The organism is Catellatospora methionotrophica (assembly GCF_011297335.1).
GTDB classification, from domain to species: Bacteria; Actinomycetota; Actinomycetes; order Mycobacteriales; family Micromonosporaceae; genus Catellatospora; species Catellatospora methionotrophica.
In genome coordinates this window covers 176,776-197,419 of record NZ_JAAOTJ010000006.1, presented here as the reverse complement: position 1 = coordinate 197,419, position 20,644 = coordinate 176,776, and the positions used below count along the sequence as shown (strand labels likewise).

General features: G+C 72.7%; 24 protein-coding genes. 12 read left to right on the top strand and 12 right to left on the bottom strand.

What is annotated here, in order from left to right; translation table 11 throughout:
* The first annotated feature begins 7 nt into the window (after positions 1 to 7).
* Both HAV40_RS17170 and HAV40_RS17165 read left to right on the top strand, forming a co-directional pair.
* A complete protein-coding gene (locus tag HAV40_RS17170; RefSeq protein ID WP_166382391.1) occupies positions 8 to 496 on the top strand; it encodes a YbaK/EbsC family protein in 489 nt (162 codons plus the stop codon).
* Complete coding sequence (locus tag HAV40_RS17165; protein ID WP_166382389.1) at positions 493 to 1,035, top strand: GNAT family N-acetyltransferase; 543 nt, start codon at positions 493 to 495, stop codon at positions 1,033 to 1,035. Before HAV40_RS17170 ends, HAV40_RS17165 begins: the two co-directional genes overlap by 4 nt.
* Positions 1,036 to 1,209: 174 nt before the next feature.
* On the opposite strand, the gene HAV40_RS17160 is transcribed toward HAV40_RS17165, so the two are convergent.
* From HAV40_RS17160 to HAV40_RS17145, 4 genes are all read right to left on the bottom strand, one after another.
* The gene (locus HAV40_RS17160; protein ID WP_166382387.1) at positions 1,210 to 1,899 is read right to left on the bottom strand and encodes a CDP-alcohol phosphatidyltransferase family protein; all 690 of its coding nucleotides are present in this window, start codon (positions 1,897 to 1,899) and stop codon (positions 1,210 to 1,212) included.
* 46 nt (positions 1,900 to 1,945) lie between these two features.
* Positions 1,946 to 2,866 (bottom strand): methylenetetrahydrofolate reductase [NAD(P)H], encoded by a 921-nt coding sequence (metF, locus tag HAV40_RS17155; protein WP_166382385.1) that lies wholly within the window; start codon positions 2,864 to 2,866, stop codon positions 1,946 to 1,948.
* Positions 2,867 to 2,969: 103 nt separating this feature from the next.
* On the bottom strand, positions 2,970 to 3,254 hold the full coding sequence (locus tag HAV40_RS17150; protein ID WP_166382383.1) for a hypothetical protein: 285 nt from the start codon (positions 3,252 to 3,254) through the stop codon (positions 2,970 to 2,972).
* Positions 3,255 to 3,790: 536 nt separating this feature from the next.
* On the bottom strand, positions 3,791 to 4,534 hold the full coding sequence (locus tag HAV40_RS17145; protein WP_166382381.1) for a GntR family transcriptional regulator: 744 nt from the start codon (positions 4,532 to 4,534) through the stop codon (positions 3,791 to 3,793).
* 156 nt (positions 4,535 to 4,690) lie between these two features.
* Between HAV40_RS17145 and HAV40_RS17140 the strand changes: the two genes are divergently transcribed.
* The 3 genes from HAV40_RS17140 to HAV40_RS17130 all read left to right on the top strand — a co-directional run bounded on the left by HAV40_RS17140 (position 4,691) and on the right by HAV40_RS17130 (position 8,612).
* Positions 4,691 to 5,965 carry a hypothetical protein gene (locus HAV40_RS17140; protein ID WP_166382379.1) on the top strand — a complete coding sequence of 425 codons (1,275 nt, stop codon included), beginning with the start codon at positions 4,691 to 4,693 and terminating at the stop codon, positions 5,963 to 5,965.
* Between the two features lie 178 nt (positions 5,966 to 6,143).
* Positions 6,144 to 7,532, top strand: a complete 1,389-nt coding sequence (locus HAV40_RS17135) for an NsdA family TPR-like regulatory protein (RefSeq protein ID WP_166382376.1) — start codon at positions 6,144 to 6,146, stop codon at positions 7,530 to 7,532.
* Between the two features lie 9 nt (positions 7,533 to 7,541).
* Complete coding sequence (locus HAV40_RS17130) at positions 7,542 to 8,612, top strand: polyprenyl synthetase family protein (RefSeq protein ID WP_166382374.1); 1,071 nt, start codon at positions 7,542 to 7,544, stop codon at positions 8,610 to 8,612.
* A 1-nt stretch (position 8,613) separates the two neighbouring features.
* Here the strand turns inward: HAV40_RS17130 and HAV40_RS17125 are convergent, their stop codons facing one another.
* Positions 8,614 to 9,054: a guanyl-specific ribonuclease gene (locus tag HAV40_RS17125; RefSeq protein WP_239085823.1), complete on the bottom strand. Its 441-nt coding sequence runs from the start codon at positions 9,052 to 9,054 to the stop codon at positions 8,614 to 8,616.
* A 57-nt stretch (positions 9,055 to 9,111) separates the two neighbouring features.
* On the opposite strand from HAV40_RS17125, the gene mptB reads away from it, so the two are divergent.
* Positions 9,112 to 10,557, top strand: coding sequence for a polyprenol phosphomannose-dependent alpha 1,6 mannosyltransferase MptB (gene mptB, locus HAV40_RS17120; RefSeq protein WP_166382372.1), 1,446 nt, complete (start codon positions 9,112 to 9,114; stop codon positions 10,555 to 10,557).
* On the opposite strand, the gene HAV40_RS17115 is transcribed toward mptB, so the two are convergent.
* The 3 genes from HAV40_RS17115 to HAV40_RS17105 are packed head-to-tail and all read right to left on the bottom strand — an operon-like array spanning position 10,502 to position 11,486.
* Entirely contained in the window at positions 10,502 to 10,810 is a 309-nt protein-coding gene (locus HAV40_RS17115; RefSeq protein ID WP_166382370.1) for a lycopene cyclase domain-containing protein, read from the bottom strand. The two genes, mptB and HAV40_RS17115, sit on opposite strands and share 56 nt — an antisense overlap.
* Positions 10,807 to 11,124 carry a lycopene cyclase domain-containing protein gene (locus HAV40_RS17110; RefSeq protein ID WP_239085824.1) on the bottom strand — a complete coding sequence of 106 codons (318 nt, stop codon included), beginning with the start codon at positions 11,122 to 11,124 and terminating at the stop codon, positions 10,807 to 10,809. The genes HAV40_RS17115 and HAV40_RS17110 overlap by 4 nt, the downstream gene beginning before the upstream one ends.
* Positions 11,125 to 11,126: 2 nt before the next feature.
* On the bottom strand, positions 11,127 to 11,486 hold the full coding sequence (locus HAV40_RS17105; protein WP_239085825.1) for an Rv2175c family DNA-binding protein: 360 nt from the start codon (positions 11,484 to 11,486) through the stop codon (positions 11,127 to 11,129).
* 84 nt (positions 11,487 to 11,570) lie between these two features.
* Between HAV40_RS17105 and HAV40_RS17100 the strand changes: the two genes are divergently transcribed.
* The 5 genes from HAV40_RS17100 to bfr all read left to right on the top strand — a co-directional run bounded on the left by HAV40_RS17100 (position 11,571) and on the right by bfr (position 15,921).
* Positions 11,571 to 12,203 carry a hypothetical protein gene (locus HAV40_RS17100; RefSeq protein ID WP_166382058.1) on the top strand — a complete coding sequence of 211 codons (633 nt, stop codon included), beginning with the start codon at positions 11,571 to 11,573 and terminating at the stop codon, positions 12,201 to 12,203.
* Positions 12,204 to 12,285: 82 nt separating this feature from the next.
* Positions 12,286 to 14,274 (top strand): Stk1 family PASTA domain-containing Ser/Thr kinase, encoded by a 1,989-nt coding sequence (gene pknB, locus HAV40_RS17095; protein ID WP_166382366.1) that lies wholly within the window; start codon positions 12,286 to 12,288, stop codon positions 14,272 to 14,274.
* Positions 14,271 to 15,110, top strand: a complete 840-nt coding sequence (locus tag HAV40_RS17090) for a deoxyribonuclease IV (RefSeq protein ID WP_166382364.1) — start codon at positions 14,271 to 14,273, stop codon at positions 15,108 to 15,110. The genes pknB and HAV40_RS17090 overlap by 4 nt, the downstream gene beginning before the upstream one ends.
* A gap of 80 nt (positions 15,111 to 15,190) precedes the next feature.
* Positions 15,191 to 15,379, top strand: a complete 189-nt coding sequence (locus tag HAV40_RS17085) for a (2Fe-2S)-binding protein (RefSeq protein ID WP_166382362.1) — start codon at positions 15,191 to 15,193, stop codon at positions 15,377 to 15,379.
* 59 nt (positions 15,380 to 15,438) lie between these two features.
* On the top strand, positions 15,439 to 15,921 hold the full coding sequence (bfr, locus tag HAV40_RS17080) for a bacterioferritin (RefSeq protein WP_166382360.1): 483 nt from the start codon (positions 15,439 to 15,441) through the stop codon (positions 15,919 to 15,921).
* Between the two features lie 56 nt (positions 15,922 to 15,977).
* Here the strand turns inward: bfr and HAV40_RS17075 are convergent, their stop codons facing one another.
* The gene (locus HAV40_RS17075) at positions 15,978 to 17,003 is read right to left on the bottom strand and encodes a threonine aldolase family protein (RefSeq protein ID WP_166382358.1); all 1,026 of its coding nucleotides are present in this window, start codon (positions 17,001 to 17,003) and stop codon (positions 15,978 to 15,980) included.
* Positions 17,004 to 17,183: 180 nt separating this feature from the next.
* On the bottom strand, positions 17,184 to 18,611 hold the full coding sequence (locus HAV40_RS17070) for a class II 3-deoxy-7-phosphoheptulonate synthase (RefSeq protein WP_166382356.1): 1,428 nt from the start codon (positions 18,609 to 18,611) through the stop codon (positions 17,184 to 17,186).
* A gap of 116 nt (positions 18,612 to 18,727) precedes the next feature.
* On the opposite strand from HAV40_RS17070, the gene HAV40_RS17065 reads away from it, so the two are divergent.
* On the top strand, positions 18,728 to 19,285 hold the full coding sequence (locus HAV40_RS17065) for a hypothetical protein (RefSeq protein WP_166382354.1): 558 nt from the start codon (positions 18,728 to 18,730) through the stop codon (positions 19,283 to 19,285).
* On the opposite strand, the gene HAV40_RS17060 is transcribed toward HAV40_RS17065, so the two are convergent.
* Together HAV40_RS17060 and proC are read right to left on the bottom strand one after the other, a co-directional pair.
* Positions 19,240 to 19,602 carry a hypothetical protein gene (locus HAV40_RS17060; protein WP_166382352.1) on the bottom strand — a complete coding sequence of 121 codons (363 nt, stop codon included), beginning with the start codon at positions 19,600 to 19,602 and terminating at the stop codon, positions 19,240 to 19,242. The genes HAV40_RS17065 and HAV40_RS17060 overlap by 46 nt on opposite strands.
* 151 nt (positions 19,603 to 19,753) lie before the next feature.
* Positions 19,754 to 20,560, bottom strand: coding sequence for a pyrroline-5-carboxylate reductase (gene proC, locus HAV40_RS17055; RefSeq protein WP_166382350.1), 807 nt, complete (start codon positions 20,558 to 20,560; stop codon positions 19,754 to 19,756).
* Positions 20,561 to 20,644 lie beyond the last annotated feature (84 nt).

Genomic DNA, 20,644 nt, shown 5'->3' with positions numbered 1-20,644 from the left:
TCGAGTGATGTTGACGCACCCGAACGTGATCGCCGTACAGCACGCGCTCGACGCCGCCGACGCCCGCAACCACGCCGGTGACGGCTGCCGGGTCATCGTCCTGGACGACGGCGTGCACACCGCCGCAGCGGCCGCGGCAGCCCTCGGCGTCGCACCCGCCCAGATCGCCAACTCGCTGATCTTCGAGGTCGACGGCGAGCCGCTGCTGGTGCTGACCTCCGGCGGGCACCGGGTCGACACCGCCAAGGTCGCCGCCGACCTGGGCGTGGCCAAACTGCGCCGGGCCACCCCCGAGTTCGTACGCGAGCACACCGGCCAGGTCATCGGCGGCGTCGCCCCGCTCGGCCACCCCAAGCCGGTGCGCACCCTCATCGACACCGCGCTCGCCGCCTACGGCGAGATCTGGGCCGCAGGCGGGGTGCCGCAGGCCGTCTTCCCGATCACCTACCCGGAGCTGCTGCGGGTCACCTCGGCGACCCCGGCGGAGGTCGCATGAGGCTGGTCCCCTGGACCCCCGACGACCTCGGCCGGCGCATGGACGACGTGCTGGCCGTGTTCGGCGAGGCCATGTCCTACCACCCGCAGGCCCTGGCCGTACGCCGCGGTTACATCACCACGCACCTGCAGCGGCCGCACTTCCGGGCCATCGCGAGCCTGAGCGACCAGGGCCAGCTGCTCGGCTTCGCCTACGGCTACCACTCCGCACCCGGCCAGTGGTGGCACGACCAGGTCGGTTCGGTGCTCGAACCCGACGCGCGGCAGCGCTGGCTGACCGACTGCTTCGAGGTCGTCGAGCTGCACGTACGCCCCGCCGCGCAGGGCCACGGCCTGGGCGAGGCACAGCTGCGGGCACTGCTGGCGATGACCGGCGCGGCGACCACGCTGCTGTCCACTCCCGAGGCCGACGAGCAGGCCTCCCGCGCCTGGCGGCTGTACCGCCGCACCGGCTTCACCGACGTCGCCCGCCACCTGCTCTTCCCCGGCGACCCCCGCCCCTTCGCCGTCCTCGGCCGCCCCCTCCCCCTGACCCACTGACCCACCCCACCGCCCGGCCCGGCCCGGCCCGCGGCGATGATCGCTGTTTACGGTCAGAAACCAAGGTGGGACCGCACTTTCTGACCGCAAACAGCGATCATGGCCCGCCTCCCCCGGACTGCGAGCGTTAGGAAGGGCACCTTCCTCAACGCCCTGTGGTGCAGGCGGGCCCGGTCAGGTCAGGACTTTGCGGACCACGGTGAGGAGCTGGCCGAGGCCGAGCACCGCCAGGGAGAACCACAGGACCAGCACCATCGTCACCACCCCGGCGGCCAGATCAGGCCCGACCTGCGCGGTCGCGGCGGCCGCGAGCAGCAGTGACAGCAGCGTCAGCCAGGCCCGGGTGGGCCGGTCGCCGATGGTCGCCGAACCCGCCGCACGCAGCCCGACCGCCCCCGCACGGGCCCGGATGTACTCGTGCAGCCACACCATCGCCCCACAGGCCAGCAGCAGCGTCTGCTGCGCGCCGAGCGCCCCGAGCGCGACCAGCCAGCACACCTCGCTCATCCGGTCGAGCATCGTCCGGTAGAACGAACCGATCCGGGAGGTCCGCCCCAGCAGCACCGCCAGCGTCTGCCCGACCGTGTCCGCTGCCAGCCCCAGCGTCAGCACCGGAACCGCCAGCGCGGGCCACGACCCACCACGGGCGGCGATGACCGGCACCAGCACCGCGCAGGCCGCGGCGACCGTCATCGCGTACGCGGGCCGCGCGCCGAGCCTGGCCAGCACTCCGCTGACCGTGAACGCGGCACGCAGCCACTTGCGCAGCAGCGGACCCGCGTGGCGCGGGTCATACCCGTCGTGCGAGTTCGACCAGCCGGAGACGTACCCGTCCCAGCTCGTGCCCGTCGTCGGCGCCGCCATGCTCCACTCCCGGTCCGCCTGCCTCGGCAGGCCACTCGGGTGGGAGCTACACCGTGGCGCCCACCCGCAGCCGCTGCCACACCTCACGGGTGGCCGTCGACCGGTTCAACGTGATGAAGTGCAGGCCGGGTGCGCCCTCGGCCAGCAGCTTCGTGCTCAGCTCGGTGGCCACCTCGACGCCGATGGCGCGTACCGCCTGGGGGTCGTCGGCGACCGCGCGCAGCCGCTGCGCCAGGTCCGGCGGGAAGGCCGCGCCCGACAGCTGCGCCATCCGCTCGATCTGGCTGACGTTGGTCACCGGCATGACACCCGGAATGATCGGCACGTCGCAGCCCGCCGCAGCGGTGGCGTCGCGCAGCCGCGCCCAGTCCTGCCAGTCGAAGAAGAACTGCGTGATCGCGTAGTCGGCCCCGGCCCGGCACTTGCGGATGAAGTGGTGCACGTCGGATTCGAAGTCGGCCGAGCGCGGGTGCTTCTCCGGGAACGCGGCCACCCCGACGCAGTAGTCGCCGCTGTCCTTGAGCAGCCGCACCAGCTCCTCGGCGTAGTGCAGCCCCTGCGGGTGGGCGACCCAGTCGGCCTGCGGGTCGCTGCCCGGCGGGTCGCCGCGCAGCGCGAGCATGTTGCGCACGCCCGCGTCCGAGTAGTGCCCGATGACGTTGCGCAGCTCGCCGACCGAGTGGTTGACCGCGGTCAGATGCCCCAGCGGCAGCAGCGTGGTCTCGGTCGCGATGCGCTCGGTGAGCTGCACCGTGGTGTCCCGGGTGCTGCCGCCCGCGCCGTACGTGATGGAGACGAACGACGGCTGCAGCGATTCCAGCTCCCGGATCGACTGCCACAGCAGACGTTCGCCGTCGGCGGTCTTGGGCGGGAAGAACTCGAACGAGAACGTCGGCTCCCCCGAGACCAGCAGCTCACGCACGGTCGGCCGAGGTCCCGGCATGGTGGAAGGAGCACGCAGCGTCACCCTGCCGACTCTATCGGCCGACCGGTCTGAGGAGCGGTTTCGTCCCAGTGCGTGGTGCGCCCCGCCCACGTGACCATGCTCACCAGCCCCTCCCGTCCCGCGCTCACCGCGGTTGCTCGCCGGCGAGGAACCAGTCCGCGAACGAGGCCGACCCGCGCCCCACCGCCGGATGGCGGCACGCGGCGAGCAGCCCGCGCTCGGCATACCGCCGCGCCGGGCAGGGCCACGGCAGCTCGCACACCCGGCAGCGGTGCACCGGCGGCCGGAACCCCGCGCCCGGCACGTGGTCGTGCAGCAGCCGCGCCGCCAGCAGCCACATCAGCGGCTGCGCCACCTGCTCCGGCGGCTCCAGCGGCGGGTTCTCCCAGTCGATCGAAGGAAGATCCATCAAACCCTCCAGGGTGTACGCAACGAAGGGCACCGGGGCGGCGCAGGCCATGGGAGATGACGCGCCGCCCCGGCGGCTCACACGGTGTTGGGAGTGCCGTCCACCAGCGCGAGCTCGTTCATCACACCGGGCCGAAGCCCTCTTGGGAGGGGCCAGCAGAAAAATGTGTAGGGGCCTGGAGGCCTTTGGTCCTTACAGGCCTGCCATCAGGGCGAACGCTAGTCCTCAAGCCCGAATGTGCACTGTCGCGCCAGCTCATTGACTGTCAATAGGCCAGTCCGCGAAATGTGCGATCAGTTGCGCCGCACGTGTCCGGTCAGCGCATGGATGAGTCCGGCCACAGCTCCGGCAACAGCCGGTGCCGTCACGTAGGTGCAGACCCAACAAATGGCGGGCGTACGCCGCCTGTGCATTGGCGTAAGCGCCGAGCGTTCGCGCATCGAGGGGAGTTCCCATGCCACACGTCCTCCCTTGTGGAGCGTGACACGAGTCAATCACAACTGTTCCGAACAATCAACATCTGTTCGGAACAGTTGTCAGGAGGGGAACGAGTAGGTCAGCTCGTAGGCGTCGGAATCGAGGACCATACGGTTCACCTCGACACAGCGGTCCTCCGCATACGCCAGGCGCGTGATCTCCAGGATGCGCGCTCCGTCGGCGAGCAGATCGAGCGCCGAAGCCTCCTCAGGCAGTGGGCTGCGTCCCACGATCCGTTCAGTGAAGTGGGTGAGCGCGAGTCCCTGCTCGGCTAGCCGGGCATACGTACCACCCTCACCGGCGTCGGTGTGCTCGATACGTGTTCCGCGGGTCAGCTCCCTTGGCAGGTAAGAGGTGGACAACTGCACCGCCCTACCCTCCACCACGAACCGTCGGGACCTGGTGAGCACGGGCGTCCCCGGCTCGATGCCCAGCGCCTCCGCTACGAAAGCGGAAGCTGGCGCATCGCCGATGACGATGTCGACGGCCCGCACTCGCGGGCCCGTGTCATGGTCCTGAATTGCCGCGCCTCCACCCCAGTGATCCCGAGCCAGCCGGCCGGGCGAGCTACGCACGATGCGCTCGAAACGGCGCACATAGGTACCCGCACCGGGCCGCGCCATCACCAGTCCGTCAGCTCGCAGCACGTCCAGCGCACGTGTCGCGATACTCACGGCGACTCCGTACTGCGTGGCGATCTCCCGCAGGGAGGGCAATCGCGTTCCCTCCGCCAACTCACCGCTGAGGATGAGTCGGCGCAGCTGATCCGCGACCCGCCGGTACGCTGGCTGCTCGCCCGCCATCGCAGACCACCCTCCGTTGTTCGGAACAGTCGCACTCTACGACACCACCATGGGTCGTGATCTCCCCCAAGCACGGCCGTCATGCCGGCGGAGCACCGGATGATCACTTCGTATTCCGGTTGGCCCACAGGTCACGGGCAGCCATCCTGATCCGCGATGACCGAACCGGATGACGACGGGCACCACTGGTACTACGACCATCCCCGGACCCTGCTGGGAGCCCTGCAACGCGGGCACGGGCGCGGGGTGCTCCGGGCACGCCGCGATCGGCGGGACCCCGGCGTGGCCGAGGCCGTGTACGGCTGCATCGCGCGCGACCACCGCTGGGACCGCCAGGTCGACGACTGCGGCGATTATCTCGCCCGCCTGATCCGCGACCTCGACCTGGACCTCGCCCCGATAATCGATCTCTTCTGGACCGCCGACCGCGACCTCGACCTTCACGACGGAGCCTCTTACGACGAGGGGACCTTCCACGTCACGCTCGGTGTGCTGGAGACGCTCGGCCACACCGGCGACCGCCGGGCGGTGGACGCGCTGCGGCGGGCCGTCGCCGAGGCGGAACACTGGACGGCGGTGCTCGACGAGATCACCGATCGGTGGCCCCGGCAGAGCTGGGACGACCTCGACACCGTGTTGCTCTCCCGGCTGACCCCGCAGGACGAGGACGATCTGCTCGGGTTCCGGGACCCGTGGGCCACCTGGGCGCGGCGGCATCCCCGGATCGCGGACCTGACCCGGCTCACCGCCGAACGCCCGGCGCGCCCGCCGACGCCCGTCCCACGGTCCAGCGATGCGCTGGTCGCGGTGTTGGGCGACCCGCTGGCGTCGCGCGGGGAGCGGGCGGCCGCGCTGCGGGAGCTGATCCGCTCCGCGCCGGAGCCGCGGCTGCTGGATCTCGCCGAGGACCTCTACGGGACGCCGTCGCTGTATCGCGCGGTCTCCCGGCTGGGCTCGGCCGCTGTCGGCCACGCCCGGGGGTGGGCGCAGGACGGGCGGATGCACCGGTTCGGGGTGGCGCTGCTGGCCGCGTACGGGACCGAGCAGGACATCCCGCGGCTGGTCGAGGCCTGGGACAGGCAGTGGGAGTCCGAGGATTGGTGCGGGTTCGACGGTCTGGCGGACGGCTTCGCCCGGTTCGGTGCCGTGGCGGCCGATGCCGTGCCGCGGTTGCGGGCGATGTGGCGGTGGACTCCGCACTCGTACGAGCGGGCGGCCTGCCTGCGGGCGCTGCTGGCGGTCGACCCGTTGGCCGCGGAGGTTCCGCTGGGGCAGGGCCTGCTCGACAGCGAGAGCGGGGTGCGCGAGTTCGCCGTGGCCCATGTCCAGCTCGACCACGTCACCAGGAGGGTGCTGGGCGGCCTCGCCCACGATCCGATCGAGTCCCCGGAGGTCCGGCGGCTCGCGGCGACCCGGCTCGCCTCGCGATGATCGTCGTTTCGGGTCGGAAAGTGAGGCCGGACCGCACTTTCTGACCGGAGACGACGATCATGGAAGTGGTGCGGCGGCGGTGTCGTACGCGGACGGTAGAAATCGGGTCGGCGCATGGGGGCCTGCGCCGGGGGTCGGCTGTGTCCGGTAACGCCGTGGGACGAGCCTGGAGGCCGCCGTGTCCCGTCCAACGCTGGGCAGACTGATCGCTGATACCCGACGACGACGGGGGTACAGCCAGACCAGGCTCGCCGCGCTGCTCTGCGCGGCGGCCGGGGTCACCACGGTGACCAGGCACGAGGTGAGCCGCTGGGAGCGCGGTGACCGGCTGCCCGGCGCGCAGTGGCTGGCCTGGCTGGCGCTCGTGCTCGACCTGCCGCCCGCGTGGCTGGCCGCCGCCGCGCGTCCGGTCGACAGCCCGGCTCCCGCCGACGGCCTGACCCGGCTGCTCCAGCTCGCCGAGCAGTGGCTGCGCCATGTCGCGAACAGCGATCCCGCCCCGGGCGAGTCTCGGGGCCCGGCAGGCCTGGGGTTCGTGACGCGGCTCGCGGAACCCGGCCACGCCGCCGGGCCAGGCCACCCCGCCGGATCAGCGCTCCTGGACGGATCGGAGCACGGATACGGGCGGTTCTTCGCGCAACCGGGCGACGGGGAGGCCGCGCAGCTCGACCGGCACGTCGCCGAGCTGCGGTGGATGGACGACCTCGTCGGCGGGACCGACCTGGCTCCCGTCGCGCACCGGTGCTGGCAGCAGGGGGCCGACCGGCTGCGCCGTGCACGTGGCGCGGACCGGCGGCGGCTGTTACGGCCCGTGACGGAGCTGGCGCAGCTCGCCGGGTGGACGGCCGCCGACGCCGGGGACCGGGCGGGGGCGCTGCGGGCGTACCGGGCGGGGCTGGTGCTGTCGATGGAGGCGGGTGATCCGGCGCTGGGCGCGCATGTGCTGGGCGGGGCCAGCCACCTGCTCTGCGAGGTGGATCCGGGGGCGGCGTGGCGGCTCGCCCGGATCGCCGCGGCGGGTGCCCGCCGGGACGGCAGCGCGGGCCTGCGGGCGCTGCTCGCGCACCGGGCGGCGCTGGCGGCGGCGCGGGCCGGGGACGGCCGTGCCGCGCAGGACGGCCTGCTGGTCGCCCGGCGGCTCGGCGACCGGGTGCGCCCGGAGCACGAACCGGACTGGCTGTACTGGCTGGACCCGGCCGAGCTGGCCGCGATGGCGGGGCGGTGCCTGGTCGCGCTGGACCGGCCGGTGCGCGCCCTGCGGCTGCTGGAGCAGCCGGGACTGCGCCGGCGAAGGCGCGGTCAGCCGCGTACCCGGGCGGTCTATGCGGGCTGGCTGGCCCGTGCCCTGCTCGGCGTCGGCGAGGTGGAGCAGGCCTGCGTGGTCGGCGCGGACGCGGCGGTCGAGGCGGTGCGGGCCGGGTCGGTGCGGGCGGCCGAGCAGACCCGTGAGCTGTCGGTGCGACTGGCGGCCCGGCCGCAGATCCGCGCGGTACGTGACTTGAGTGAGCTGATCACACAGCTCACGTCATACCTACCGGGGTCATCCACACGGCCGGGAGTGAACTAAGTTCGTCCTATGACCATTCACCCGGTGGACCGGGCCGCGCTGCGTCCGCGGGTCGAGAAGGCCCTCGCGGTCTTCCTGGCCGACCGCCGGACGCACATGGCGGGCATCGACCACGGCCTGGGCCCGCTGGCCGACGCCGTGGAATCGTTCGTGCTGGGCGGCGGCAAGCGCCTGCGCCCGGCCTTCGCCTACTGGGGTTATCGCGGCGCGGGCGGCGAGGACCGTGACGACGTGGTGTCGACTCTGGCCGCGCTGGAGCTGGTGCAGGCCAGCGCGCTGATGCACGACGACCTGATGGACGCCTCCGACACCCGCCGCGGCGAGCCCGCGGTGCACCGGCGGTTCGCGATGATTCACGACCGGGCGGGCTGGCAGGGCGGCGGGGCCGGGTTCGGCGCGGCGGCGGCGATCCTGCTCGGCGACCTGTGCCTGGTCTGGTCCGACGAGATGCTGCACGCGAGCGGGCTCGACCCGGCGACCGTGGCGCGGGCGCGGCCGGTCTTCGACCTGATGCGCACCGAGGTCATGATCGGGCAGTATCTCGACGTGCTCACCCAGGCCTCGGCCGACACCTCGGTGGCGCGGGCGTCGCAGGTGGCCCGGTTCAAGTCGGCGAAGTACACCGTCGAGCATCCGCTGCTGCTGGGGGCCGCGCTGGCCGACGCCCCGGCCGCGCTGAGCGAGGCGTACTCGGCGTTCGGGCTGCCGCTGGGCGAGGCGTTCCAGCTGCGCGACGACGTGCTCGGCGTGTTCGGCGACCCGGTGGCGACCGGCAAGCCGGCCGGGGACGACCTGCGCGAGGGCAAGCGCACCTACCTGATCGTCATGGCCCTGGCGCACGCCGCGCCCGCCGACCGCGACACGCTCGCCGCCGCGCTGGGCAGCCCCGACCTGGACGAGGCGGGCGTGGCCCAGCTGCGCCGGATCATCACCGAGTCGGGTGCGCTGGCCCGCACGGAGGCGTACATCGCCGAGCTGACCTCGACGGCGCTCGCCGCGCTGGAGGTCGCGCCGGTCGAGCCGGAGGCGGCTGAGATGCTGCGTGAGCTGGCCGACGCCTCGGTGCACCGCGCCACCTGAGTCAGCGCAGCACCTGGCGGAAGCTCTCGTAGTGGTCGTCGGTGTAGTAGAGGTCGCCGTCGCGCCCGGCGACCAGCCGCCGCGCGCCGCGGTCGCGTGAGCCCGGCGTGGGCACGGTGAACTCGCGGTAGTAGCCGCGCGGCTGCTTGGGCAGGACACCCTCCAGGTTGCCGAACACGGTGCCGTCCTTGTCGTAGGGGTACGGCCCGTTCTTGTCGATCAGCGCGACGGTGGCGACCGCCTCCTTGGGCAGGCCGCGCAGGGGCACCGTGGGCAGCCCGGAGACCGGGGTCCCGGCCGCCGCCGACGGGACGGGTGCGCCGTCGCCCGAGGGCGCCATGGCGGTGCGCGCGCAGTACCCCACCAGCGCCATGAGGGCGATGACCAGCACCGCCACCACGGCGGTGATCACGATGTCGCGCCGCGTCCCGATCCTGTCCACATCAGGGAGTGTGCGGTGTCGCGTGGTCGCGATCAAGGACCGTGGAATCATCAACGGGTGCTCCCCCACGCCGCCGCCCGTGTGACCGTCGCCCTGGGCTGTGTCTCGGGCGTGCTGCTGGCCGCCGCGGCATGTCTCGCGGGTGCGCTGCCCGGCGGCGATCCGGGCCCCGGTCTGCGGCTGGGCGGGTTCGGCGCGGTGTCGGCGAGCTTCCTGCTGGGGCTGGCGTGCTGGCTGCTCGGCATGGCCGGGTGGACCCTCGCGTGGTGGCGGCTGGGCCGGGCCGAAGACATGATCACCGGCGGGTCGGTCCGCACCGGCTCGGCGTGGCGGCTGCTGGCGATCGGGGCGGCGTGGGCCGCGCCGCTGCTGGTCGCGCCGCCGCTGGGCAGCCGGGACGCGTACGCGTACGCCTGCCAGGGCTGGCTGTGGCGAGCGGGCCTGGACCCGTACACGCTGGGTGTCGCCGACGGCGGTTGTCCCTGGACCACGGCGGTCCCGGAGATCTGGTGGCACACGCCGACCCCCTACGGTCCCGTCGCGGTGCTGCTGACCTCGGCCGTGACCGGGCTCGGCGGCCTGCTCGGCGCGCTGGCCGGCCTGCGCCTGCTCACCCTCGCCGCGCTCGCCCTGCTCGCGCTGACGCTCCCGCCCCTGGCGCGCGCCTGCGGCGTTGCCGTGCCCGCCGCCTACTGGCTGGCCCTGCTGACCCCGCTCACCGCCGTCCACGCCCTGTCCGCGCTGCACAACGACGCCCTCGTCGCCGCCCTCGCCGTCGCCGCCCTGACCCTTGCCGTGATCGCCCGGGGCCGCGCGGGTCAGGCGGGTGCGTGGTGGGCGGCGGCCGGAGCGGGGGCCGCTGTGGCGGGGGCCGTGGGGGTCAAGGTGACGGCGCTCGTGGCGGTGCCGTTCGTGCTGGTGCTGCTGGGGCGGCGCTGGTGGGCGGGTGCGGTCGCGGGGGTCGCCGCGTTCGCGGGGGTGAGTGCCGCCAGCGGGCTGGGGCTCGGGTGGGTCGCCGCGCTGCGGGGCACCGGCGAGCTGGTGCAGTGGAGTTCTCCGCCGACGGCGGTCGGCATGGCCGTGGGGTACGTGTTCCGGCTGGCCGGGCAGGGTGGCTGGGTCGACGGGGCGGTGGCCGTGGGGCGGGCGCTGGGGTTGCTGGCGCTGGCCGGGTTCGGGGTGTGGGAGCTGGCGCACGCGTGGCGGCACCGGGACGAGACCGGAGCGGTGGTGCGGGCCTGCGGCTGGGTGATGATCGCCACGGCGCTGCTCGGGCCGGTGTTCTATCCGTGGTACGCGCTCGCGCCGCTGGCCGTGCTGGCCGCCGCGGAGACCGGTCCGCGCAGGCGGCGCTGGCTGGCCGTGGGAGCGGTGGCCTGCGCGCTGCTGACGCTGCCCAACGGGCTGGGGGTGCCGGTGCTGACCAAGGCGGTGGGCGCGTTCGCGGTCACGATCGCGCTGATCGTCGCCGCCGTCCGGTCCAGACCCAGAGCGACAGCGTGAACAGCACCAGCGCGAAACCGAAGACCAGATCCTCGACCGGGGCGTACGCGATCCGCAGCCCCGTCACCGCGTCGGGCGCGTAGCGGACCACCCCGCGCCCGGTCAGCACCCCGTTGCTGAGCAGCTGGAACACCAGCACGATCGGGTATGTCGCCCAGAAGGCCAGGCTCAGCAGCACCCGGGTACGCAGCACCAGCAGGTCGACGGCCACCGCCCCGGCCAGGCCGAGCACGGCGGCCGTGGTGTACGTCACGGGCGCTCCGCCCGGCCCAGCACCTTGCGTACGGCCTCGAAGCCGAGGATCGCGCACAGCGGCACCACCAGGAAGAACAGCAGCTCCTCCAGCGGCATGCCACCGGGCAGCCAGACGCCGAGCACCTGGGCATGGTCGAAGGACCAGTGCCCGGCCGCGATCGCGAGCAGGTCCCACGCGCCGAACACCAGCACCACGGGCACGGCCACCAGCAGCAGCCGCCGCCACTGGCGCAGCACGCCGACCCGCAGCACCGGTTCCAGCCACAGCGCGCAGGCCAGGCAGCCGAGCAGCACCGCCAGGTACGCGTACACCGTCAGAAGGCCACGGCCTGGGCCCGGCGCTTCACCTCGCGGGCCTTGTCGCCGCCGAGCGCCGCCGCCGGAGTGCCCGGAAGCGTGTCGTCGGCGGTGTAGAGCCACCGCACGGCCTCATCGTCGTTGAACCCGGCGTCGCGCAGCAACGTCAGCACGCCGGGGAGGTGCTTGAGCACGATGTCGTTGGCCACCAGCTCAGCGGGCACCTGCCGCACGCCGTCATGGCGTACGGCCAGCAGCGAGCCGTCCTTGATCATCTGGTGCACCTTGAGGATCGACAACCCGAGGCGCTCGGCCACGTCCGGCAGGGGCAGCCAGGTCGTGGGGGCGTCGGTCGTCGAGTGCGAAGTTTCGGCCACCTCCACACCTTGCCACGTCGCCGACCGGGCCCACCACCGCATCCCCGACCCGACCGCCGTGCCGGCCGAATAGAGGACTCTCCGATGAATCCCTGGCAGAAGATCATGCGCGAGCTCGACGGCGCACGCCGCTCGCTGCGCTACGACCTCGCCCGGCGCCGGATGCACGACGACACCACCGTCATGCCCGCGCCCGGCGGCCACGACCCCCGGCCCTCCCGCGCCCGCGGCCGCGCCGTGCTCGCCGCGGGCGCGCTGGTGGTGGGCTCGGTCGTGGTCGGCGGTTACTACGCCGTCGCGGCCGGGGTGGACGCCCTGGTCGGCGAGGAGCGCCCGCCGGGGACCCTGCCCCACGTCCCGGCACCGCCGGGTTCGGCCGAACCCGCGCCGTGGCGGCAGACCAACGCGACGCCGAGTCCCACCGATCGGGTGAAGGACGTCCCGGCCGGGCGGATCGTCACGCCGCGGCCGAGCCCCCGGCGCACCCCCTCGCCGGGCCCGTCGCCGACCCCGTGCGACTGCGAGTCGTCGCCGACCCCGTCACCGAGCCCGTCGCCGTCGCCGTCCCCCTCGCCGAGCCCGTCGCCGAGCCCCAGCGCGTCGGCGTCGGCGTCCGCGTCGGCGATGGCATCGGCGTCCGCGATCGTCCTGCCCGAGACCTCGTACCCGGTGGACCCGGTTCCGCCGACCGGCCACGAGGGCCCGGAGACCCCGTGATGCTGCGGAAACGCCCGGTCGCGACGTGTTCGCACGCGCGGGTGTACGACGTCGGCCCCTGCCTGACTTAGACTGCGCTGCGATGGACACTCAGGTCGCCGATCCACTACTCGGCACACTCGTCGACGGGCGCTACCGCATCCGCGGTCGCGTGGCTCGTGGTGGCATGGCGACCGTCTACACGGCTGTGGACGAGCGCCTGGAGCGCACCGTCGCCCTGAAGATCATTCACCCGGCGCAGGTACGCGACGCCGCAGGCCAGGCCTTCAGCCTCGACCGCTTCACCGACGAGGCCAAGACCATCGCCCGGCTGACCCACCCCAACGTGGTCGCCGTCTACGACCAGGGCACCCACCTCGGCCTGCCCTACCTGGTGATGGAGTACGTACGCGGCCGCACGCTGCGCGACATCCTCGCCGAGCGGCGCAGGCTCACCCCGGTCGAGGCGCTGGCCGTGATGGAGCAGGTGCTCGCGGCGCTGGCCGCGGCGCACCGCGCCGGGCTGGTGCACCGCGACGTCAAGCCGGAGAACGTGCTGGTCGCCGAGGCGCCCACCGGCGGCAGCCACAACCTCATCGACGCCGTCGCGAAGGTCGCCGACTTCGGCCTGGCCCGCGCCGTCGAGGCCAGCGCAGACGACCCCAGCGGCGGGCAGCTCATGGCGACCGTCGCCTACGTCGCCCCCGAGCTGGTCACCGACGGCCACGCCGACCCGCGCAGCGACGTGTACAGCGCCGGGATCGTGCTGTTCGAGATGCTCACCGGCCGGGTGCCCTACGACGCCGAGCGCCCCGTCGACGTGGCCTGGCAGCACGTGGACCGCGACGTGCCGCCGCCCTCGCGCATCGTCGCGGGCCTGCCCGCGGCCCTGGACGAGCTGGTCGCCAAGGCGACCCGCCGCTCCCCCGGCGGCCGGCCCACCGACGCCGGGGCGCTGCTGACCGCCGTGCAGGCCGCCCGCGAGACCGTCACCGCGAGCAGCGCCGCCACCCAGCGGCTGCGCCCGGTCGAGCAGGAGACCGTGGTGGTCAGCCACGTCGTGCCCCGCGACCGCCCGTCCTGGGCCCGGCTGCCCGACACGCAGCAGCCCGCGCCCCGCTCGCGCCGCCGCCCCGCACCGGCCCCGACCAGCCCGCTGGACCGGCTCAAGGCGAGGTACCAGCAGCTGATGGCCGACCCGCGGGGTCGCACGGCGCTGACCGCGACCGCGGTCGTGCTGGTGCTGCTGGTGCTGACCGGCGGCTGGTGGCTCGGCTTCGGCCGCTACGAGGTCACCCCGCAGCTGGTCAACCTGACCAAGGACCAGGCGATCAGCACGCTGACCAGCGCGGGCCTGGCGTACGAGCTGGCCGACCCGCAGTATCGCGAGGACGTGCCCAAGGACGTCGTGCTGGTGCAGAACCCGCCGCCCGGCGAGCGGGTCGTGCGCGGCGGCATCGTGAAACTGACCCTGTCCAACGGCCCCGAGCGCTACCTGGTGCCCGACGTGGTCGGCAAGTCCTGGGAACTGGCCGTCGCCGACCTGCAGGCCGCGCCGCTGAAGCTGAAGCCGGTGAAGCTCGCCGAGAAGTACGACGACCTCGCCCCGAAGGGCACCGTGCTGTCGACCGACCCCAAGGCCGACACCGAGGTCAAGCCTGGCGCCGAGGTCAAGGTCGTGGTCAGCAAGGGCAAGGCCCCGCTGAGCGTGCCGTTCGTCGAGGGCAAGTCCTTGGCCGAGGCCACCGACACCCTGCAGAAGATGGGCCTGCGCGTGGTCGTCGAACGGGTGGAATCGGACAAGCCTTACGACACCGTGGTGAAGCAGACCCCCGCCAACGGGGCCGGCGTAGAGGCCAACGACGAAGTGAAACTGCAGGTCAGCAACAATCAGAACGTCAAGGCGATGCCGGAGGTGCGCAACGCGCGCTGCGGCGACGCCGAGGGCCTGCTCGCCTCGATGGGGCTGCAGGTCGAGGTCCGGGGCGTGCTCGGCGACAAGAACTGGTTCAAGGTCGTGAACCAGGACCCCGCGCCCAACACGGCGGTACAGCAGGGACAGCACGTGATCATCGATTGTCAGCTGGGATGACGAACGCGGTGGGCGCGCACGCGCCGGTGGCAGGCGGCCTGGCCAAGGCCGCGCTGGCCTACATCGACGCGGTCAGCGCCGCGGCGGTGCAGGTCTACGTGGGCAACCCGCGGGGCTGGGCCCGCCCGCCCGGCGACCCGCGCCAGGACGAGGCCTTCACCGCCGGCTGCCACACCCGGTCCGTCCCCGCGTACGTGCACGCCTCCCTGCTGGTGAACATCGGCTCCCCCACCGCCGCGACGGTCGAGCAGTCCCGCGAGGTGCTGGCGCACGCGCTGCTGCGGGCGGCCACGATCGGCGCGCACGGGGTGGTCTTCCACGCCGGTTCCTCGGTCGACGCCGAGCACACCCCGGCGGCCATGCGCCAGGTGCGCGACGTGCTGCTGCCGCTGCTGGACGCGCTGCCCGACGACGGCCCCCGGCTGCTGGTCGAGCCCAGCGCGGGCGGCGGGCGCTCGCTGGCGGCCCGCGTGGAGGACCTGGGGCCGTACCTGGACGCCGTGGACCGCCACCCGCGCCTGGGCGTGTGCTTCGACACGTGCCACGCCTGGGCGGCCGGGCACGACCTGGCCAAGCCCGGCGGCATGACGCTCACCCTGGACACCCTGGTCGAGGTGTGCGGGCCGGACCGGCTCGGTCTGGTGCACGCCAACGACTCCAAGGACCCGATGGGGTCCACCCGCGACCGGCACGAGGCCATCGGCAAGGGCCTGATCGGCGCGGACGCGTTCGCCGAGATGTTCCGCCACCCGGCACTCGCCGGCGTGCCCGTCGTCGTCGAGACGCCGGGTGAGACCCATGCCGCAGACATTTCCCTGCTCAGGGGCTTGCGCTAGACATTTCCTTTAGGGCACCCTTACTGAGGCAAGGCTTGCTTGACCGGAGCCTCACTCCTCAGTGCCGAAGGGTCCCCGCTGTGTTCGTGTGCATCTGTGAACGGGTTCGTGAGTGCGAGGTGCGCTCGGCGATCCGCGCGGGCGCGCGCTGCGAGGACTCCGTCGGCGAGGCATGCGGCGCGGGGACCGGGTGCGGTTCCTGCCTGGACCGCATCGTGGACCTGATCGACGAGGAGAGCGCCGACACGCTCGTGGCAATCGCGGCATAACCGGACAACCCGCGTAGATTAGCCCCCATACGAGAGTTCCCGTGGGGGGTTACTTCACCATGCAAGGCGACGCCCGAGTCATAGAGTTCCTCAACGAGCAGCTGACCGCCGAGCTCACCGCGATCAACCAGTACTGGCTGCACTACCGCATGCAGGAGAACTGGGGCTACACGAAGCTCGCGAAGTACACCCGGCATGAGTCCATCGACGAGATGAAGCACGCCGACCGCCTCGCCGAGCGCATCCTGTTCCTCGACGGCCTGCCGAACTTCCAGAAACTGTTCGCGCTGCGCATCGGCGAGACCGTCAAGGAGCAGTTCGAGTGCGACATGAAGGTCGAGGTCGAGGCCGTCGAACGGCTGCGCCTGGGTATCGAGTACATGCGCTCGGTCGGTGACGTGACCTCGGCGAACATCTTCGAGGACATCCTCGCCGACGAGGAGCACCACATCGACTACCTGGAGACCCAGCTCGGCCTGATCGCCAGCCTCGGCGAGGGCCTGTACCTGCAGAACGTCACGGAGCACCCGGAAGCCTCCTGACGTACGGACAGGAAAGGGCCGGCGCGGCGACGCACCGGCCCTCTTCCGTGCCGCCGTCAGAGCAGGCCGGTGACCACCTCGATGGCGCGGTCCAGGGCCGCGTCGTCGATGTCCAGGTGGGTGATGAGGCGGCCGGTGCGCGGGCCGAGGGCGCTGACCAGCACCCCCTGCTCGCGGGCGCGGGCCGCCAGCGTGGGCGCGTCCAGGGCGGTCTTGGCCAGGTCGAGGATGACCAGGTTGGTGCGCACCCGGTCCGGATCCACCACGCCGTACGCGGCCAGCGCCTCGGCCAGCCGCCGGGCCCGCACGTGGTCCTCGACCAGCCGCTCCAGGTGGTTGTCCAGCGCGTGGACACCGGCCGCGGCGAGGATGCCCGCCTGGCGCATACCGCCGCCCATGCGCTTGCGGATCCAGCGTGCCTTAGCGATCTTCTCCGCGCTGCCCACGACCAGCGAGCCGACCGGCGCGCCCAGGCCCTTGGACAGGCACACCGACAGCGTGTCGAACAACGCTCCGTACGTGGCCAGCGGCACCCCGTCGGCGATGTGCGCGTGCCAGATCCGCGCCCCGTCGCAGTGCATCGCGATCCCGGCGGTGTCGGCGACCTCGCGCAGCGAGCGCAGCGTGTCCAGCCCGATGACGACGCCACCGGCCATGTTGTGGGTCTGCTCGACGGCCAGGGCCCGCGTCGGCACGGCGTGATAGCCGTCGGGGCGGATCATCGCGGTGACCTGGTCCACGTCGATGAGACCGCCCGCGAAGGGCCAGGTGCGGCTGGAGATGCCGCCGATGGCCGCGGCGGCGCCGATCTCGTACGTCACCACGTGCGCGTTCGCGTCGCACAGCAGCTCCTGCGCGGGCGGCACGACCAGCTGCAGCGCGATCTGGTTGGCCATCGAGCCGGTCGGGGCGAACAGTGCCGCCTCGTGCCCGAACATCGCGGCGACCTTGCGCTCCAGCGCGTTGACGGTCGGGTCCTCGGCGTACACGTCGTCGCCGACCTCGGCGGAGGCCATCGCGGCCCGCATCGCGGCGGTCGGCTTGGTCACGGTGTCGCTGCGAAGATCAACCAGTTGCGTCATACCCCGTTCCTACCGCATCAGCCCGCACACCCACCCAGCGGTCCGGCCCCCGTCCCCACGTCCCCGATGCGAAGATCGCCGTTTGTGGTCAAGATCTGCGGTCTGAGCGCAGATCTTGACCACAAACGGCGATCATGAACCGGGGCAGTGGCCCGACGCGCCGGGGGGGGTGGGGTTGGGTCAGCCGCGGAGCATCTCGGCGACCAGGAAGGCCAGTTCCAGGGACTGCTGGGTGTTCAGGCGCGGGTCGCAGGCGGTCTCGTAGCGGCCGGGCAGGTCGGAGTCGACCAGGGCCTGCGCGCCGCCCAGGCACTCGGTGACGTCCTCGCCGGTCAGCTCGATGTGTATGCCACCCGGGTGGGTGCCCAGCATCTTGTGCACCTCGAAGTAGCCCAGCACCTCGTCGACGATCCGGTCGAAGTGGCGGGTCTTGTAGCCGTTGGACGACTCGTGGGTGTTGCCGTGCATCGGGTCGCACTGCCAGACGACCTTCGCGCCGTTGTCGCGCACCGTCTCGACCAGCTTCGGCAGCGCGTCGCGGACCTGGTGGTTGCCCATCCGGCTGATCAGCGTGAGCTTGCCGGGGATGTTGTCCGGGTTGAGCATCTCGCACAGGCGCAGCGCGTACTCCGGGGTGGTCGTCGGGCCGAGCTTCACGCCGATCGGGTTGGCGATGCGGGAGATGAAGTCCAGGTGCGCGCCGTCGAGGTCGCGGGTGCGCTCGCCGACCCACAGGAAGTGGCCGGACAGGCCGTACGCCCGCCCGTCGGCGATGCGGGTCAGCGCCCGGTCGTACTCCAGCGCCAGCGCCTCGTGCGAGGCGTAGAGGGTGACCGTGCGCAGGGCCTCCTCGTCGGTCATGCCGCAGGCGCGGATGAACGCGAGCGCCCGGTCGATCTCCCGGGCGATGGCCTCGTAGCGCTCACCGAAGGCGGAGGTGCGCACGAAGTCACGGTTCCAGTCGTGCACGGCGTGCAGGTCGCCCAGTCCCCCGCCGAGGTACGCGCGCAGCATGTTCATCGCGGCGGCGGCGTTGGCGTACGCCCGGATCATGCGCTGCGGGTCGGCGACGCGGGCCTGCGGCGTCGGCTCCAGCGAGTTGATCATGTCGCCGCGGTACGCGGGCAGGCCGAGCGAGTCCAGCGCCTGCGAGCGCGGCTTGGTGTACTGCCCGGCGACCCGGGCGACCTTGACCACCGGCATGCTCGCGCCGTATGTCAGCACCACCGCCATCTGCAGCAGGGTGCGGGCGTTGGCCAGCAGGTGGTGCTCGGTGTTGTCGGCGAAGGTCTCGGCGCAGTCGCCGCCCTGCAGCAGGAACGCCTTGCCCTCGCACACCTGGGCCAGGCGCTGGCGCAGCTGGTCGACCTCGTAGGGCGCGACGACCGAGGGCACCGAGTCGAGCACCCGGCACACCTGCTCGACCTCGTCGTAGTCCTCCCACGGCGGCATCTGCGCCCGCGGCAGGGTGCGCCAGCGGTCCAGCCCGAGGTCCTCCGCCGAGGCGACCGTGGTCGGCCGCCCGATGGTGACGCCGGACTCGCCGGGCTGCCGATTGTCGCCCAGTTCGAGACCGGGGTGCCTGAGCTCATGCCATTCGTGGCGCATGGGCTCAAGGGTAAGGCCGCACCGGTGACCGCCCGCAGCCGACGTGGCGCGTTCCGCAACCTGAGATCAGCGCGCGCGAACGTGTCGCCACCAGGGCACGGCGTCGTTGATCGGGTATGAGCGAGCAGACCATTCCGGCGACGGGCCTCGTCGACGGCGAACACGGCGACGCGCGGGTTTCCGCCCTGCCCCGGCTGGCCGAGTACACCCCGCACCGGATCGCGGCCGACGTCGACCTCGAAGGACACGTCGTGCCGGGCCTGACCGGCGAGTTCTTCCGCAAACCCGAGGACGGCCGCACCGCCACCGTGGGGCTCTACCGCTACCTGGGCAGCGAGCTGTTCATGGCCTGGGGGTACGTCGACGAGGAGCACTGCCGCTGGACGGCGTACCGGCGCACCGACGGGGACTGGGGCGCGCCGCATCCGGGCTGCCCCCAGGTGCGGCACAGCGGCGAGCACCTGGAACTCGACCTGGACGGCGAGAAGGTCGCCCTGCGCACCACCGCCCGATCCGGGGGCGCCGGATCGGGCGGTTGCGCGGCACCGCCGCCGGCCGTCCGCGACTCGTCGCACACAGCCGACAGCGGGTCCCTTCCGTCCGCCGGGTCGCCCCGGCAGCGGGTCTCTCAGCCTGCCGCCTCGACCGCGACGGCGGCCTCGCGCCGTACGTAGACGATCGAGGTGGCGGTGACGGCGAGGCTGGTGATCAGCGCCGCCGCGTGCAGCGCGGGGTCGGGGATGGGCACGAAGGCCAGCACGCCGGCCGGGACCTGCACCAGTGCGATCAGCAGCATCAGCGCCGCCGAGCGGCGGCCGCGGGACCAGGCGAACGCGGTCCACACCGGAGCGGTGACGACCGCGAGGGTGAGCACGTCGAGGATGGCGTGCAGCACGGGGTTGGTGACCTTGTCGTGGGCGTAGGCGTAGGCCGGGGCGGAGATCATGAGGGCGGCGAGGGTGGTCCCGAGGATCGTTGCGGCGCGTCGCATGGCGGTCTCCTTGCGTGCGGCTCCGGGGGCGGAGCGGACCGGGCGTTCGGCTCAAACTCCCTGCTCCTGAGCCTAAGGCGACCGTCCGAACAGCAGGAACCCCCGCAGGCGTGAATGAGCCTGCGGGGGTCCCCCGATCACGTGAACGCGGTCAGGACGCCTGGTCGGCGATCTCCTTGGCCCGGTCGCGGGCGGCCTCCAGCGCGGCGAGGAACGCGGCGCGTACGCCATGGTTCTCCAGTTCGCGGATGGCGGAGATGGTGGTGCCCGCGGGCGAGGTGACCGCCTCGCGCAGCTTCACCGGGTGCTCCCCCGAGTCGCGCAGCATGATGGCCGAGCCGATCGCGGTCTGCACGATCAGGTCGTGCGCGACCTGGCGCGGCAGCCCGAGCAGGATGCCCGCGTCGGTCATGGCCTCGACGAGGAAGTAGAAGTACGCCGGGCCGGAGCCGGACAGCGCGGTGACGGCGTCCTGCTGGCTCTCCGGCACCCGGATGGTGCGGCCCAGCGGCGAGAACAGCTCCTCGGCGATGCCCAGGTGGTGCGCTGTGGCGTGCGGCCCGGCCGAGATCGCCGTCATCGCCTCGTCGACCAGGGCGGGCGTGTTCGTCATGACCCGCACCACCGGCGTGCCCTCGGCCAGCCACTTGCTGAAGAACCCCGTCGGCAGACCCGCGCACAGCGAGACGACCAGCTTGCCGGCCGGAATCTGCGGCCCCAGCTCGGCCATCAGCGCCCCGGCGTCCTGCGGCTTCACCGCGATCGCCACCACGTCCGCCGCCGCCACCGCCGCCGCGTTGTCCAGCACCCTGATGCCGTACCGCTCGCGCAACTGCTCGGCCCGCTCGGCCCGCCGCGCCGTGGCCACGATCTGATCCACCGGCCACCCGGCCTTGACCAAGCCCGACAGCAGCACCTCACCGATCTTCCCCGCCCCGACAACGGCAACGGTGTACATCCGCGCTCCCTCCAAAGAGCAAGAGCGGGTTGATCATGAAGTCAGGGGTGCCCCCAAGTTCATGATCAACCCGCCATGGATCGA